Origin of the sequence: Streptomyces sp. NPDC096048, assembly GCF_044763415.1 — a bacterium.
Taxonomy (GTDB): Bacteria; Actinomycetota; Actinomycetes; order Streptomycetales; family Streptomycetaceae; genus Streptomyces.
Genome location: NZ_JBIWGG010000020.1, coordinates 12,851 through 27,921, shown reverse-complemented (window position 1 = coordinate 27,921; position 15,071 = coordinate 12,851). Strand labels below are relative to the sequence as shown.

11 protein-coding genes and 2 pseudogenes are annotated in these 15,071 nt (G+C 67.1%); 8 read left to right on the top strand and 5 right to left on the bottom strand.

Annotated elements, in window-relative coordinates; all coding sequences use genetic code 11:
• The first annotated feature begins 348 nt into the window (after positions 1–348).
• The 5 genes and pseudogenes from ACIQ6R_RS36530 (at position 349) to ACIQ6R_RS36510 (ending at position 6,584) form a co-directional block, all read left to right on the top strand.
• Positions 349–3,768 (top strand): annotated as a pseudogene (locus tag ACIQ6R_RS36530) (RHS repeat-associated core domain-containing protein).
• 15 nt (positions 3,769–3,783) lie between these two features.
• Complete coding sequence (locus ACIQ6R_RS36525; RefSeq protein ID WP_404226315.1) at positions 3,784–3,918, top strand: hypothetical protein; 135 nt, start codon at positions 3,784–3,786, stop codon at positions 3,916–3,918.
• A gap of 202 nt (positions 3,919–4,120) precedes the next feature.
• Positions 4,121–4,600 (top strand): RHS repeat-associated core domain-containing protein, encoded by a 480-nt coding sequence (locus ACIQ6R_RS36520; RefSeq protein ID WP_404226337.1) that lies wholly within the window; start codon positions 4,121–4,123, stop codon positions 4,598–4,600.
• Positions 4,601–5,229: 629 nt separating this feature from the next.
• A complete protein-coding gene (locus tag ACIQ6R_RS36515; RefSeq protein WP_404226314.1) occupies positions 5,230–5,898 on the top strand; it encodes an RHS repeat-associated core domain-containing protein in 669 nt (222 codons plus the stop codon).
• Between the two features lie 338 nt (positions 5,899–6,236).
• On the top strand, positions 6,237–6,584 hold the full coding sequence (locus tag ACIQ6R_RS36510) for a hypothetical protein (protein ID WP_404226312.1): 348 nt from the start codon (positions 6,237–6,239) through the stop codon (positions 6,582–6,584).
• A 110-nt stretch (positions 6,585–6,694) separates the two neighbouring features.
• On the opposite strand, the pseudogene ACIQ6R_RS36505 reads toward ACIQ6R_RS36510, so the two are convergent.
• Positions 6,695–7,075 (bottom strand): annotated as a pseudogene (locus ACIQ6R_RS36505) (DUF6233 domain-containing protein); the annotation flags it as partial.
• Between the two features lie 186 nt (positions 7,076–7,261).
• On the opposite strand from ACIQ6R_RS36505, the gene ACIQ6R_RS36500 reads away from it, so the two are divergent.
• Positions 7,262–7,648 (top strand): VOC family protein, encoded by a 387-nt coding sequence (locus tag ACIQ6R_RS36500; RefSeq protein ID WP_404226310.1) that lies wholly within the window; start codon positions 7,262–7,264, stop codon positions 7,646–7,648.
• 72 nt (positions 7,649–7,720) lie between these two features.
• Here the strand turns inward: ACIQ6R_RS36500 and ACIQ6R_RS36495 are convergent, their stop codons facing one another.
• Positions 7,721–9,226 carry a SulP family inorganic anion transporter gene (locus ACIQ6R_RS36495; protein WP_404226308.1) on the bottom strand — a complete coding sequence of 502 codons (1,506 nt, stop codon included), beginning with the start codon at positions 9,224–9,226 and terminating at the stop codon, positions 7,721–7,723.
• Positions 9,227–9,633: 407 nt separating this feature from the next.
• Between ACIQ6R_RS36495 and ACIQ6R_RS36490 the strand changes: the two genes are divergently transcribed.
• Entirely contained in the window at positions 9,634–10,050 is a 417-nt protein-coding gene (locus ACIQ6R_RS36490; RefSeq protein ID WP_404226306.1) for a MerR family transcriptional regulator, read from the top strand.
• 63 nt (positions 10,051–10,113) lie between these two features.
• Here ACIQ6R_RS36490 and ACIQ6R_RS36485 read toward each other — a convergent pair whose 3' ends face one another.
• Both ACIQ6R_RS36485 and ACIQ6R_RS36480 read right to left on the bottom strand, forming a co-directional pair.
• On the bottom strand, positions 10,114–10,818 hold the full coding sequence (locus tag ACIQ6R_RS36485; protein ID WP_404226304.1) for a VOC family protein: 705 nt from the start codon (positions 10,816–10,818) through the stop codon (positions 10,114–10,116).
• 57 nt (positions 10,819–10,875) lie between these two features.
• Positions 10,876–11,532 carry a TetR/AcrR family transcriptional regulator gene (locus ACIQ6R_RS36480; RefSeq protein WP_404226302.1) on the bottom strand — a complete coding sequence of 219 codons (657 nt, stop codon included), beginning with the start codon at positions 11,530–11,532 and terminating at the stop codon, positions 10,876–10,878.
• A gap of 65 nt (positions 11,533–11,597) precedes the next feature.
• Here ACIQ6R_RS36480 and ACIQ6R_RS36475 point away from each other — a divergent pair, with 65 nt between their 5' ends.
• Positions 11,598–13,013, top strand: coding sequence for an MFS transporter (locus ACIQ6R_RS36475; RefSeq protein WP_404226300.1), 1,416 nt, complete (start codon positions 11,598–11,600; stop codon positions 13,011–13,013).
• A 51-nt stretch (positions 13,014–13,064) separates the two neighbouring features.
• Here ACIQ6R_RS36475 and ACIQ6R_RS36470 read toward each other — a convergent pair whose 3' ends face one another.
• A complete protein-coding gene (locus ACIQ6R_RS36470) occupies positions 13,065–14,171 on the bottom strand; it encodes a hypothetical protein (protein WP_404226297.1) in 1,107 nt (368 codons plus the stop codon).
• Between the last annotated feature and the right edge of the window lie 900 nt (positions 14,172–15,071).

Below are 15,071 nucleotides of genomic sequence, written 5' to 3'. Positions count from 1 at the left end.
TGTCCGACAGCTCAGAAAGCAGGTCTGAATCTGGCCGAAAGAGAACTGCCACAGACCGCAGACGTCCGCGAAATGAGTCAGGTCGGAGGATTCCGGTCAACGTGTCCCTCGGAATCGACTGCAGAAGCATCAATGCAGCCCAATATGAGGGGCAACTCGCATAGCAATAGCCCTATTTGTTCGTTAGAAGAGGTGGGGCTGATTCCGGCTCGCATGGAAAGGCCGTTCAGGGGGACGCCGCGCCGGTTTGTGTGCTTCTTGTGACAGCTTGTGTGCCACTGGTGACCGCTGGGGATGCCGGGTCTGACTTCCTGTGGGGGGAAGCTCATGCATTCGCGTGCTGGAAGCATGCCGTTTCGGCGTGCCCGGAGATCCTCGCGTTACGGGCTCATAGCGGCCCTGGCGGCGCTGTCGCTGGTCGTTCCGGCGGCCTCGGTGTTCGCCGCGCCGTCGCCCGAGCCGGCGGAGCCGGGTCCGACGTCGGTGTGGGGCAAGAAGACCGACTTCGAGGTACCTCCGGTCAAGGTCGGAAAGACGAAGCCGGTGCCCGGTGAGGCGGAAGCCGAGCCGACGAAGGAGCAGACTGCTTGGCGGGCCGAGCAGAAGGAACGTGCCCGCAGCGGTGAGGTCCCGCAGCAGTCGGAGGGCTCGTCCCGGTCGTCGGCGGCCGACGCCGCTCCGGCGGTGTACGTTCCGGACGACCAGGGCGCGGTGCCGTGGCACCAGATGTCGGACTTCCGGATCACCGACGCGCTGGTGGCGAGGATCAACCTGTCCACCGGCAACCTGATGCTCGCCGCGACCGACTTCGAGGTCACCGGCGTAGGCAAGACCCTGCGCATGGCGCGGACGTACAACTCCTTCGACGCGCCCTGGGGCAAGGTGTCCCAGCGGTGGTGGCAGGAGTACGAGCGCTACCTCCAGCTCTTCTCCGGTGAGGTTGTCCTCTACGACGCCACCGGCGCCACCGTCCGATTCACCGAGAACGCCGACGGTACCTTCGCCACGTCCAAGGGTTACTCCAAGGACCTGAAGAAGAACGCGGACGGCACCTACACCCTGACCGACCGCAAGTCCGGGTCCAAGGACACCTACAACGAGCATGGCACGCTGATCAAGGTCACCGACAAGAACCACGGCACCATCACGATCGACCAGCACGACGAGGGTACGGAGCACAAGGGCTTCAAGCTCACCGAGACCCGCTCCGACCGGTGGATCGACCTGGTCAAGACAGACGCGAGCCAGTGGCAGGCCAAGGACCACACCGGCCGCACCGCCGTCTTCGACCTCAACGCCGCCGGAGACCTGGCCAAGACCACCGACACCGACGGCAAGTCCACCGTATTCGACTACGACTCCTCACGCCGCCTGACGAAGATCACCACACCGGAAGGCCGGGTCACGGTCTTCACCTACGACGATGAGAACCGCGTCCGCTCCATGCTGCGCGCCACCGAGTTCGACGCCGCGGCCGGGCACACTGGACCGACGTACACCTACGCCTACTCCACCAGCGACCCGTCGGCAGCCGGGACGACGACGGTCACCGACCCTGAGCAGCACGCCACGAAGTACGAGCACAACGCCGACGGCGGAGTCACCAAGGTCACCGACGCGCTCGGCCACTATCGCAAGCGGACGTTCGACGCCAACCACAACATCGACACCGCTGAGGACGCCATGGGCGTCGGTGGCGGCGCGGGCAACGTCACCGCTTACGGCTGGGACGGACGTAACAACCCCACCTCGGCCAAGCTGCCCACCGGCGCGACCGCGTCGCTCACCGGGTATCAGACCATCGCCGGCGCGGACCTGCCGAAGTCGTTCACCAGCGCTGACGGCGAGAAGACCGACTACACCTACGACACCGCCGGCAACACCAAGTCCGTTGCGGTCACAGGCACCGGGGGCGGGAAGCGGTCCTTCGACTACAACCCGGCCACCCCGACCTGCGACGGCTTCGAAGGCCAGACTTGCAAGGTCACCACCACCATGTCGGACACAAAGACGGTGTCCACCTCGTTCGACTACGACGCCAAGGGCAACCTGTCCAAGGTCGACCTGCCCGCCCCGCTGGGCGACACCACCTACACCTACGACGCCCTCGGCCGCCCCGAAACGGTCACCGACGGCCGCGGCATCAAGACGGTGTACGAGTACGACAACCGCGACCGGGTCGTCCTGGTCTCCTCAACCAACTCCACGGTGCGCTATCACTACGACGGCGACGGCAACCTGCGCCAGCGCGACGACGGCACAGGGGTCACAAAGTACGAGTTCGACCCGCTGTCCAGGGAGACGGTCCGCACGCTGCAGAACGGCTCGCAGACCAAGCTCACCTACACCCCGGCCGGCAACGTCGACACCTACCAGGACCCGGCGGGCGTCACCGACTACACCTGGAACGAGGTCAACAAGCTCACCGAGCTGAAGGACCCGACCGGCAAGACCACCACGTACAAGTACGACGCCAACGGCTTCCGGACCACGACCACCTACCCCGGCGGCACCGTCCAGACGGTCACCCCGGACAAGTCCAGCCGCCCGGAGAAGATCAAGGCCACCTCGCCCAAGGGCACCCTGATCGACCTCGCCTATTCGTACTCGAACGCAGGCAAGGACGGCGCGAAGATCAGAACCCGTACCGACGCGGTCACCGGCCTGAAGACCACCTACACCTACGACAGCGCCGGCCGCTTCTCCTATGCCAAGGAGGAGAAGGGCACCGCCCTGAACTCCTCCTGGCAGTAATGCTACGACCAGGCCGGCAACCTCACCAGCCAGGGTGTCGACCCCGGTTGCCCGCGCGGCACCACCTACACGGTCAACGACGCCCAGCAGATCACCGCGAAGAACGGCTCCTCGGCGAACTGGTCCTACGACCAGATCGGCAACGAGACGGCAGGAGCGTCCACACCCGAGGGCACCCGTACCGGCGAGAAGTGGTCCGACTACAGCCAGATGACGTCGATCACCGTCGGCGGCAAGACCTACGCCGGCCAGTACGGCTCGACCGACCAGAGCGAGCGCATCAAGCTCGGCGACACCTTCTTCCACAACGGCCCGCTCGGCCTGTCCGCCAAAACAACGGCCGGCGTGGACATGGGATTCAACCGGGAACCCGGGGGCACGCTGAACTCCATGACGACCGGGGGCAAGTCGTACTACTACCTCACCGACGCGATCGGCTCCGTCGTCGCGCTCGCCGACGAGGCCGGCACCAAGGTCAACACTTACGCCTACAGTCCCCGCGGCGTGAAGCGCAGCACCACCACCGAAAAGGTCCCCCAGCCCTACCGCTTCGCCGGCGGCTACCAGGACCCCACCGGCCTGTACCACTACTCCGCCCGCTACTACGACCCCAACATCGGCCGCTTCACCAGTCCCGACCCCTCCGGCCAGGAGAAGAACCCCTACCTCTACGCCGAAGGCGACCCCGTCAACCGCATCGACCCCAGCGGCCTGGCCTCTCAGGGCCTGAACCTAGAGGTTTGTGCCTTTGGAGCGTGTCTCGGAGGGGGCGTCAGCGTCAACGATGACGGTGCGATCCATCCCAGCGTCTCTGCAGGGGCTGGCACGCCGGGCGTGAGCGGAGGGTACGAAGCGAGTGCCAGTGACGCCTCCGCCGGTTGGACGGGAGAGGCAGAGTGCTCAGCCGGCTACTACCGTGCATCGGTCAGCACACAGGGCGAGACATCGGCTGGTGCCAGCACTTCGTACAGTGCCAAGCCGGGATGCTCGGCGAAGATTAAGAAGACGTGGTAAAGGAGAGGACGAGAGATGCATGCAGTGGAACTGGCGGCTCCCGGCGGAGGACCCGACGGCCCGCCGTGGCTCGGCATCGCCTTCGGCGTTCTTGTGGTCATCGGAGCTGTCTTCTTCGCCGTAAGCCTCCTGCGACGGCGCGGAAAGTAGGAAGAGAAGACATTGCAGGTGCAGGAGGCGTGATCGTCCACGAGGTGGACGAGAGACTCGAAACTCATTTCGCCCCCGAGCCTCATCGTGACGACGGAAGTCACAGCGTCTCTGCGCCCATCGCCTTCGGGTTCACGGTGAAGAACCAGAGACTCGGGTAACACATGTGCGCGCCCTTCGCTAAGCGTACGGTCCTACGGGTCTGCCCCGCGGCATCACCGCCGAGGCCGTCCCTCAGTCGTACCGCTACGCGGGTGCGTACGCAGACCCGACGGGTCTGTACAAGATGGGCCACCGCTACTACGACCCGTCTCTCGGCCGCCTCACCCAACCCGATCCCTCCGGCCAGGAAGAAAATGCCCATCTCTACGCCGGGGGTGACCCCATCAACAACGTTGACCCCACAGGTCTCGGCTTCCTCAGCACTGAGGCTGACTGGTACGGGAAAGTCAACGAAGTCAAAGATGGTGTTGAGATGGGCCAGGCAATAGGTGATGGATATTACCGAAAGGCGTACTTCAAAGGCATGGGAATGCTGGCGGGGGCGGCTACCGGAGCTACCTGTGGCACTGGGGTAGTGCTCGCTGCACTAGCAACAGCAGGGGCTGCTCTGGCTGCCACGACTGCCTGCGTGGTAGCTGGTGAAGCTGCAGGAGAGTGGGTGGAGTCGAGTACAGCATAAGTCGTCAGGGGGTGGGCCCGTGGGGCTCACCCCCTGCTCCAGATGAGAAAGAGGCGCGCTGGTTATGACTGTAATGCTGGCTAGGGACGTAATATCCGATGGTTTTGAGCCGTATGTGCTGATAATCGCCCTCATTTCTGTTGCTTTGATCCTCTATTGGGACTGTCATCGAAGCGGCAAGAGGGGGAGGCGGTGAGTCGACCTATGCGGCGCATCGTAGGGCTGATAGGGGTAATTCTCTGCCTGATGTTAATCGTTTTCTCGGTAGTAGGGTTCGCCATTTTCGGAGGTATGGCTTACTCCATGATCGGAATCGCTGGGATATTAATGCTGTGTATGAATCTCTGGGCATTCATGCGCACGGAAAAGCAGGGGTAGGCACTCAAAAGGTGAGATGTGGAGATCCAGCGATGATGACTGGCGGGGATGAGTATGTCGAGTCTTCATGGTTTCCGAAAATGGAAGGTCTGAGTTATGGGTAATTTGGGTGGCGCGGAACTTGTAATCATAACCGGATTCCTTCTCATTGTCGCCGTTTCGGTCGCGGCGATCGTCTACACGGTTCGACGCCGAAACAGGGACTGATACGTGCAGCGCGCTCGCAGGCGGGGAAGTGAGAATCGCGGAAGTTGGGAAAGTACACCTTGGTCGGTACCGGGTTCATCGGCGAGCCAGCGGGCACGCTGAACTCCATGACGACTGGGGGGAAGTCCTACTACTACCTCACCGACGCCACCGGCAACGTCCTCGGCCTCGCCGACGCCACCGGCAAGCGCACCCACACCTACGCGTACAGCCCCACCGGCCTGCCGCGCACGACGCCGACGGAGTGTGTCCCCCAGCCGTACCGCTACGCCGGCGCGTACGCCGACCCGACGGGCCTGTACAAGTTGGGCCACCGCTACTACGACCCCGCCCTGGGCCGCTTCACCCAGCCCGACCCCTCCGGCCAGGAAACCAACCCCTACCTCTACGCCGCCGGCGACCCGGTCAACCGGACTGACCCAACCGGCTTGTTCAGCTTCTCAGACATTCTGGACACCGGTAGTAAAATCTTCGGCGTCGTGCGGGTTGCGTGTCGGGCATTGGTGCAGCCGTATCAACCGGAACCATCCAGTACGCCGCTGCGGTCGGAGGAGTGGTCGGTGCCGGGGTTGGCAGCGCGGTCGGCGCCGGTGCTGCCGTGGTCGGCAGTTGTGCGTTGGGAGGCGTCGCGGGCTACTACGGAGCCGACATCATCACCTACGGATGACGTTCAATCAGACGCCAACCAGACCATCTACAGGGGAGTGACGTAAGAATGACAGCGAGCGACGCCCCGATGACGGACGCTGTACGCGGTGTGCGGATCTTTTCCATCATTCTGATGGTGGGAGGTTTGAGCGGATGTATCGCGGGAGTCGCGACCGGTGACGCCGTTCCGATGGTGCTCGGGGCGATCGCCGTGGCATGTGGAGTGCTCCTGGCAGTCTTTGCCGTACTCGCCGGCCGCAAGGGCACGTCCTGACTCCCGATCCGTTAGGTGTGACCCTGCGTGCTGCTGGGTGACGGCGTCCTTGAGCGGGGAGTGAACACGGAGGCGCTCGGCCGAAGATCACGGCCGAGCGCCTTACGTCGGACTGCACAGCGGGCCCCCGTGCGGGAGAACGTCCGCGTCGCGGGCGGCACGCCGTACGAGATCTGGCACACCTCCGACTGTCCGGAGTGGACCGTCATGCAGATCAGCTTGGAGGCAGGCTCCCGGCGCATCAAGGAACAGGACGCGTGGGCCAAGGAGCTCTACCCGACCGTGCACGAGCGGCTGAAGCAGGCTGCCGAAACCCTGCCGTCGGACAGCCCCGCCCAGCCGTTCGTCGACGCCCTGACCGAGCTGGTCCAGGCGCAGGCCGACACCACCGGCTTCGTGGTCCTGCACCGGTGGGTGGAAATCCTGAAGCACCATTTTCCGCCCCAACTGCCGGACCCCGAGCACACCACCGAGTAGCGGTGGCCGCGGCGCCCGGCGGGTTCGGAGAGTTCAGGCGGCGTCGCCGTCACCGGCCGGAAGCTGAGGCCGGCGGATCCGCTCACGTTCGGCCTCGGCAGCGGGTCGGGTCAGGAGCCGGTGATGTGGTCGAAGCCGCTCAGTAGCGGCGTCAGCTCCTGAGCGCACCCGCACAGCGTGCACAACTGCGTCCCCGGGTTCTCCGCGACGTCCAGAGCCCGCTGCACATCGAGCAGCGGCGCTCCCTCGGGTGCCTCTTCACAGTCCGGCGCGTGCAGCACACCGCGGGCCGGGCCCCGTCCTTCGCGGACCTTCGCCAGGACCCAGCCCGAAGGCCGGCGCTCCCCGAGGACCTCGCGGACCACCGACGTCGGCGGAGCCGGCGGAAGCGGCTCGGTGGGGACCTGGTCGTAGTCGACGCCGTCGACCGGCCGCGCATGTTCGGGCGCCCGGACCCACACCCGGTACTCTGCGGCCTCCACGCCGCCGTCCTACTGGTGAAGAGGCAGTGTCCCGGACGTGCGCTATTCGGTTTCCTCTGTACGGGCACTAATCAGAGCTCCAGGGCACCAGGGGACGGCTCGTTCCGCCCGTGGCCGGGGCTCTGGGAGGTAGCGGCTTACGGATCTACGATGAGCGGCATGTTGCCTGATGCGTCCCCGTCTTCCGTCTGGCCAGTGCTGCACTACGACGACACGAGGGCGGCGTTGCGCTTCCTGGTCGGCGTGCTGGGCTTCGAGCAGGCGGTTGCCGCGCCGGATGAGCATGGCGAGATCGGGCACGTCGAGCTGCGCTGGCCTGGCGGCGGGGCGCTGGTGTTCGGTTCGACCCGGCACACCGACAGCGTGCACGGGCGGATGCGGGCGGGAAGCAGCGCGGTCTACGTGGTGAGCGACGACGTGGACGCGGTACATCAGCGGGTGGTCGACGCCGGAGGTGTGGTTCTCGAAGCGCCGCATGAGACCCGGTTCGGGTCGGGCGCTGATGTGTACGTGTGCACGGTGCAGGACCCGGAGGGCAACCTGTGGACCTTCGGCACCTACCGCGGCCTTTCACCGGAGTAGAGCGCCAGGACGAGACGGGAGGACCCCGGCGTGTTGGGCCGGGGCCCTCTGCTGTGTTCGCGCGGCGCGGGGTCAGTGGCTGCCGGTGAGTTCACCGGTGAGCTTGCCGTGGAGATTGGCGCTGGGGTCGTTCAGACCGGTGATCTCCACGGTCTTGCCGCGCTGGGTGTACTTGGTCTCGATGGCGTCGAGTGCGGCGACGGAGGGGGCGTCCCAGATGTGGGCGGCGGACAGGTCGATGACGACCTTGTCCGGGTCGCCGGCGTAGTCGAACTGGCCGACGAGGTCGTTGGAGGAGGCGAAGAACAGTTCGCCGGTGACGGAGTAGACCACGCTGGTGCCGTCGGGGTCGGTGACGGCGGTGACATGGGCGAGGTGGGCGACGCGCTTGGCGAAGATGACCATGGCGGTGATCGTGCCGATGACGACGCCGATGGCGAGGTTGTGGGTGGCGACCACCGCGGTCACGGTGATGACCATGACGGCGATCTCCCCGGCGGGCATCCGCTTGAGGGTCTTGGGCGCGATGGAGTGCCAGTCGAAGGTCGCGAAGGACACCATGACCATGACGGCGACCAGGGCGGCCATCGGGATGTCGGAGACGACCGGCCCGAAGGCGATGCACAGGACCATCAGGAAGCTGCCGGCGAGGAAGGTGGACAGGCGAGTGCGGGCGCCGGACACCTTCACGTTGATCATCGTCTGGCCGATCATGGCGCAGCCGCCCATGCCGCCGAAGAAGCCGGTGACGATGTTGGCGATGCCCTGGCCGATCGACTCGCGGGTCTTGGAGGAGTGGGTGTCGGTGATGTCGTCGACCAGCTTGGCCGTCATCAGCGACTCCATCAGGCCGACCAGCGCCATCGCGAACGCGTAGGGGGCGATCGTCGTCAAGGTGTCCAGGGTGAACGGCACGTCGGGCAGGCCGGGGACGGGCAGGGAGGACGGCAGGGCACCCTTGTCGCCCACGGTCGGAACCGCGATGCCGGCCGCAACCGTGATGACGGTGAGGATGGCGATCGAGACGAGCGGGGCCGGGATCACCTTGGTGACCTTGGGGAAGAACACCATCAGCGCGAGGCCACCGATGATCAGCGGGTACACCGCCCAGGGCACGTCGTGCATTTCGGGGACCTGGGCCATGAAGATCAGGATCGCGAGCGCGTTGACGAAGCCGACCATTACCGAGCGCGGCACGAACCGCATCAGCTTCGCCACTCCGAGTGCGCCCAGGATCACCTGGATGACGCCGGCGAGGATGACGGCGGCGATCAGGTAGCCCAGGCCGTACTCGTGGTTCAGCGGGGCGATCACGAGAGCGATGGCGCCGGTGGCGGCGGAGATCATCGCGCGTCGACCGCCGACGATCGAGATGACCACGGCCATGGTGAACGAGGCGAACAGACCGACCGCGGGGTCGACACCGGCGATGATCGAGAACGAGATCGCCTCGGGGATAAGCGCCAGGGCGACGACCAGGCCGGCCAGGACCTCGGTGCGCCAGACCTTCGGGTTGTTCAGCCAGTCCGGCTTGAGGCCGCGCAGCCGCGCGGCGGGAGTCACAGCAGCAGAAGACAAGAGGATGCGTACCTGTCGTGCTCGGGCACACCCCTACGTCAGACCGGGGGCGTGCAGGGAAGGACGCGCGGAGGCCGGGCCGGCACCCCGCGGACGGCCCACAGAGCGGGCCGGAAGTCGAAGGGGCGGACGCGAGGCGGGGCGGCGCACACGGCGGCCCGGCGGCTCACATCCGGGGGCGAAGGGTCACGGCGGGCAGGCGGCGGCGATCAGCGTCATGGGCTCGCGCACGCTCACTCCTGCAAGAATCGGATCTTCGCCGGGGGCGCCATCGGCCCCGGTACGGCAGTAGCGGAGCGGTCGGGCCGCCCTCACCATCAATAACTCTACCCTAACGTTAGAGTAGAAGTTGATGGGGTCGCACCGGGATGCGGCCCGTCACGAGGAGAAGGGCCAGGGACATAGGCGTGGACGGCAAGCATATGCAGATCGGCGAGGTCGCCGCGCGGACGGAGCTGTCCCTGCGCACCATCCGGCACTACGAGGAGACCGGCCTGGTCATCCCCTCCGCCCGCTCTCAGGGCGGCTTCCGCCTCTACACGGAGTCCGATGTTCAGCGGCTCATGGTCATCCGCCGTATGAAGCCGCTGGGCTTCACTCTGGAGCAGATGCGGGACCTCCTGGACGCCACCGACCGCCTCGACCATGCCGACACGGTCGACGGCACGGAGCGCGACACGCTCCTGGAGCGGGTGCGGACCTATGAGCAGGACGCCACGCGCAAGATCGAAGAGCTGCGTATCCAGCTGGCCCGCGCCGAAGACTTCGCCGCGACCCTGCGCACCCGGCTTGACGCCGCACGCCCCATGGGCGCCTCGGCCTGACTGCGGCCACGGACCGGCACCGCGCGCCGACACCGGCTCCTGGCAGCCGCCTTCACGGCGGCTTCATGAGGCGCCAGCCCTGATGCGGAACGTCAGACCGTCCGGGCCGGTCAGACGCTGCTCGCCGACATGGTCTTGCCCGTCCGGCATCCCGTGTCCCAGGCCGCGTGCCCGGGCGGCCACGGCTTCCGGATCGTCGACGCAGACGACGAGCTCCCAGCGGGGTCCGAGCTCCTCGGTGCCCTGCACCGGGACGAAGTCCGCGCAAATGGGGACTGTGCCGAGCACATCCCGGTAGAAGCGGCGGGCCTGCTCGGGGCGGGGGCAGGCCAGGACCATGCGCTGTAGAGCGCGCGCCGACGGAGACCATCGGTTGGAAGGGTCGGTCTGCCACAGCGAGAAGGCCGCGCCGACGGGATCGATCAGGGTGGCGATGCGGCCCAGGTCCCCGGCGTCGAACGGCGCGAGCACGAGTTGGGCGCCTGCTGCGGTGGCGGCTTCCGTGCGGGCGTCGATGTCGTCGACGGCGAGGTAGTAGGCGATGTGCGCGGGAGTGCCCCGCGGGTAGAGCGGCGAGCTGAGGTCGCTCACGCCGCCGATCTGATGACCGTCGGCGAAGATCTTGATTGCGCGGCGCCAGTCGTCTTCGTCCACGGCGAAGTGCCAGCTCAGCACTTCGGAGAAGAAGGCCGCTGTGCCCGGTACATCGTGTGTCTTGACGTCCATCCAGCAGAACTCGTTCAGCGCACCGAGATGAGGTGTCGTCAACTGCCTGCTCCCCTTGTCGCGTCGACCGGTTGCTGTAGTAGCCGACCTGCTGTTTCCTCAGCAACCCGTTTTGGGCTGGTAGCCGTGGAGGAAGGCCCGCACCCCGGCGGTGATGAGGGCGGTGCGGGCCGGGGCGGACAGCGGCGCGGCGCCATGGTGGCTGTGCTCGGAGACCGCGCCGGAGGTCAGCAGCAGGAAGTGGTCGGCCGCCAAGGCGGCATCATCCACGTTCAGGGCACCGAGGTCGGCCAGGCGGTGCAGCTGGTGGGCGAGTTCGCGCTGGGTGCGCTGCGGCCCGGACCGGTCCCACGCCTGGAGCAGGCCGTGCGGCAGGTGTGCGGCCTCGGCTCGCATCCGGTGCACGACGGCGAAGTGGTCGGCGAACTCGGCGCGCGGTCTGTTCCAGGCCGTGGCCAGGGCGAGCAGGGCCGCCTCCAGGCGGCCCTGCTCGCTCACGGGTCCCAGGTGCCGCTGGGTGAGGTCGACCAGGACGTCGGCCACTCGTGTGGAGCTGTCTTCGATGACTGCGGCGAACAGCTCCTCCTTGCCTGTGAAGTGGTTGTAGATGGTGCGGGTGGACACTTCCGCCTCGGCGGCGATGGACTCGATGCCGGCGGCGGTGAACCCCTCACGGCCGAACACGGCGCGGGCTGCCCTGGTGATAGCTTCACGCTTGGCGACGCGGCCTCGAGGCGTACCGGTCGTTGCGGTCACGCGCACTCTCTCCCATCTGCAATACACGTATTACTTTTCTGCCATCATTATTGTACTTTCTGGGTATGGTCAACCCCAGTGAACCGGAGAAGAAGGCCGCCGGCACCGGTGGCTCGGACGCCGGCGAGGGCGCGGCTGCGGGGCATACGCGGTGGGGGACGGTTGCTGTCTCGGCGCTGGCCACGCTGCTGGTGGCCAGCGAACTGAGCATGGCGGCTTTCGCGCTGCCGCTCATCGCCGCTGACATGGACGTCACGGGCAGTGCGACGGCGTGGGTGCTGCTGGCTTACCAGTTGCCCCTGGCCGCACTGGCCCTGCCCGCCGGCCGCTGGGTCGACCGCAGTGATCCCCGGCCCGTGTTCGCCGTGTCCCTGCTCCTGGTCGCCGTCGCAAGTGTGCTGGCCTCCGCCGCTCCGCAGTTCTGGCTGCTCCTTCTCGCCCGGGTGCTTCAGGGAATCGCGGCGGCCGCCTACCTCGCCGTCTATCTACCGGTGGTGACCCTGGCCGTACGGCCGGGCCAGCGGGGTCGGGCCATGAGCTACCACGCCACGATCATGATGGTCGGCAGCATCGCCGTCGCCCCCCTCGGCGGCTGGCTGGCCGACGCCTACGGATGGCGTGCGGTGTTCTGGGCCAAGGCGCCCCTGCTGCTGGCCGCCGCCGTGCTGGGCATGCTCACCGTGCCCGCCCGCGCCCGGGGGAAGGACGGCCCGGGTCGAGCCGGGCAGGCCCTGGCCGGGGACGTGCTGCTGATCGGTGCCGCGGTCACCGCCACGCTGGTGGTGATCGAGCAGAGCGGACAGCGCCCTGCCTGGGCGGCAGTCCTCGCCGTCCTCGCCCTTGTTCTGACCGCGGGATGGACACGCCTGGGCACTTCCCGGCCGGTCCTCATGCTCCTGCGCCGCGGTCCACTGGGATGGCCCACGCTGGCGTTGATGCTCAACGCCTCGGTCATCGGACTGATCACCTTCCTTTTGCCGTTCTTCATCAGCGACGTGATGCAACGCGGCCCCGGGCTCCTGAGCACCGCTCTGGTCTTCTTCATCGCCACCAGTGCGCTGGTCACGCCGCTGGCCGGGCTGCTGGCCGACCGCTTCCGTCCTCTGCAGGTAGCCGCCTGGGGCGGCGCTCTGACAGTTGCGGCTCTCCTTCCGATGCTCACTCTCGCCGCGGACGCGGGCCTGGCCGACCTGGCCTGGCGGATGGTGCTGCTGGGCACCGGGATGGCACTGTTCAACTCCCCGAACATGACCGCGATCCTGGACGCCACCCCTGAATCGCACACCGGTACCGTCGGCGGGCTCACCAACCTGGCCCGCACCCTGGGAACCACTCTCGGACCGGCCCTGGCAGCACTCGGCTGGACCCTGGGTTCCGGCGGTACAAGCGGCTTCCGAAGCGGTGTGTGGGCCCTGGTCGTCCTGACCATGGTCGCCTTCGCAGCCCTGCTGGTCGCCAGCCGAGCAGGCCGAAGCAACTGAGCAGGTTTTGCGGGTGAAGGGGCGCTGCTGAGTAATGCAGTGTTCCGTCGGTCAGGTTCGGGCTGCGAGATAGTGGGTCCAGCTGTCGTTGGCGTACCTCGCCCACGTCTCCGCTGTAGAGGGGCTGAGGCCGAACAGATCGGCGACAACGATGGGCGGGAGCGTGGTGACGGCCTCGATCATGGCGGTGTTCCGGGCGCTGAGGACGGGCAGGCCGTGCTGTCGGAGCAGGTTGCCCACTCCGTGAGGGTTGCGGGGCCGATGGGGGAACTTGCCCGGCAGCAGGTAGGGGGAGGACTCGTCCAGAGCCCGGCGCATGCGGGTGGTGGTGCGAGGCTGATCGATCTGGTCCTTGATGAGCTGACCCAACCTGGGTGGGAGCAGTACGGGGTGGCGGTCGATGGTCAGGTACGAGCCGGTGTCGTCCTGGTGGAACCGGTCCGTGGTGATGTCGATGATCTTGGCGATGGGCAGAGCGTAGAGCCGGACCAGAGCGCCGATGATGCGGACCTCGCGGGGCAGGGTGCTGTCGTTGAGGCAGCGGCGAAGCTGCTGGTCGTACTCGTGGGTGGTCTGGAAGTTGACGGCGAACGAGCGTCCTCGCCGGGGTAGTTCGAGTGGGCCGGTAAGACGCCGGGCTGCGGCCCAGCGGATGAAGGAGCCGATCACCACGTGCTGGGTTGGGTGGCTGGTGAGCCAGAGGTCGAAGTCCGCTTGCTCCAGGGAGGCCAGTTGCAGTTCACGCTCGTCGAGCCAGGTCAGGAACTTGATGGCGGCCTGCACGTCCTTGATGTCGCCCGAGGCGGCGCCGTGCGTGTAGCGGCCTCGGGTGGCGCGGCGGCGGGCATCGCGGACGACGTGCCACTCGGCGAAGGGCCGCACGATGGTGGCCTGGTGACCGGGCAGCTGGGGGAGTTCGCTGGCCACCCAGCGTTCCAGTCGGGCGAGGTGTTCATTGCGCTCGGGCAGGGCTCCTGCGACGACGAGCAGGGAGCGAACGTGCCGGGTGGTGGTGCCCTGCGGAAGAGTGTCGAGCAGTTCGTGAGTGACCGGCTCCGAGCGGGCGGCGATCTGGGCGAGCGCCTTGGCGGAGGGGCTGCGACGCAGCCAGCCCAGCACCGGGTAGGGATTTGCCGCGCTGTTCAGAGCGTCGGCCATGGCCTGCAGATGGTCCGGTACGTCACCGTCCTTTCCGCTGAGAAGATCACGGACCCGTTCGTCCAAGACACAGCGGGGACACCGGCCGTTCTCGGAGAGATCACCGGGCTGATCGCACCTGTCGCATCGGGCCCCGGGGTCGTCCTGTCCGCAGCACGTGGCACAAAGGTCGCTGCCGTCATCTGCGCGGCCGATCATGATGCGCGGATCTCCGCATGAGGAGCAGGGCGCCGGCGTGGCACGCCGGGTCTGGTAGCAGCCCGAGCAGACTGGCCCGAGCGGCCAGACCGTCTTCGTGCGCCGGTCATGGCCGCACAGAGCACAGGTGCGGATGGGGCGCGGCCAGCAGGAACGGCAGTGGAAGGCTCCTTGCCGCTGGCTGACCTGTCCGCCGTGTCGCCACCGGCCGCAGACGGTGCACTCGCCCTCCGGTCCGCGGTAGCACCGGACACAGATGCCCGGCTGCCCGCCGGTGCCGCGCACCAGGATCTGCTCGGCCTCGCCGCACACGCCGCACGGACGTTTCGGCCCCTCGTAGCAGGTGCCGCAGACCGGCCCTGCGGGGGTTCGGGCGTTGACCCTGCGCATCCGACCGCAGCCGATGCACGTCCTCTTGGTCCTCGGGGCGCAGTTGGAGCACAGCGCGGTCCCGTCTTCCCGGCGGTAGCCTGGAGGACGCACCCGGTGGCACTTCGCGCACTCGGTGACCACCAGGGGATCGCTGCGGTAGCAGCGTCGGCAGATCGGCCCGTCCTGGCGGCGGGTGACGATCTGGTCGATCTGCCCGCAGCGTCCGCACGGGCGGGAGTTCTCCCGGGCCCAGCACCAACCGCAACAACGCCCTTCAGATGAACGCTTGGTAGGCAGCGGATCCGTGCGTCCGCAGCGGACGCACGTCAC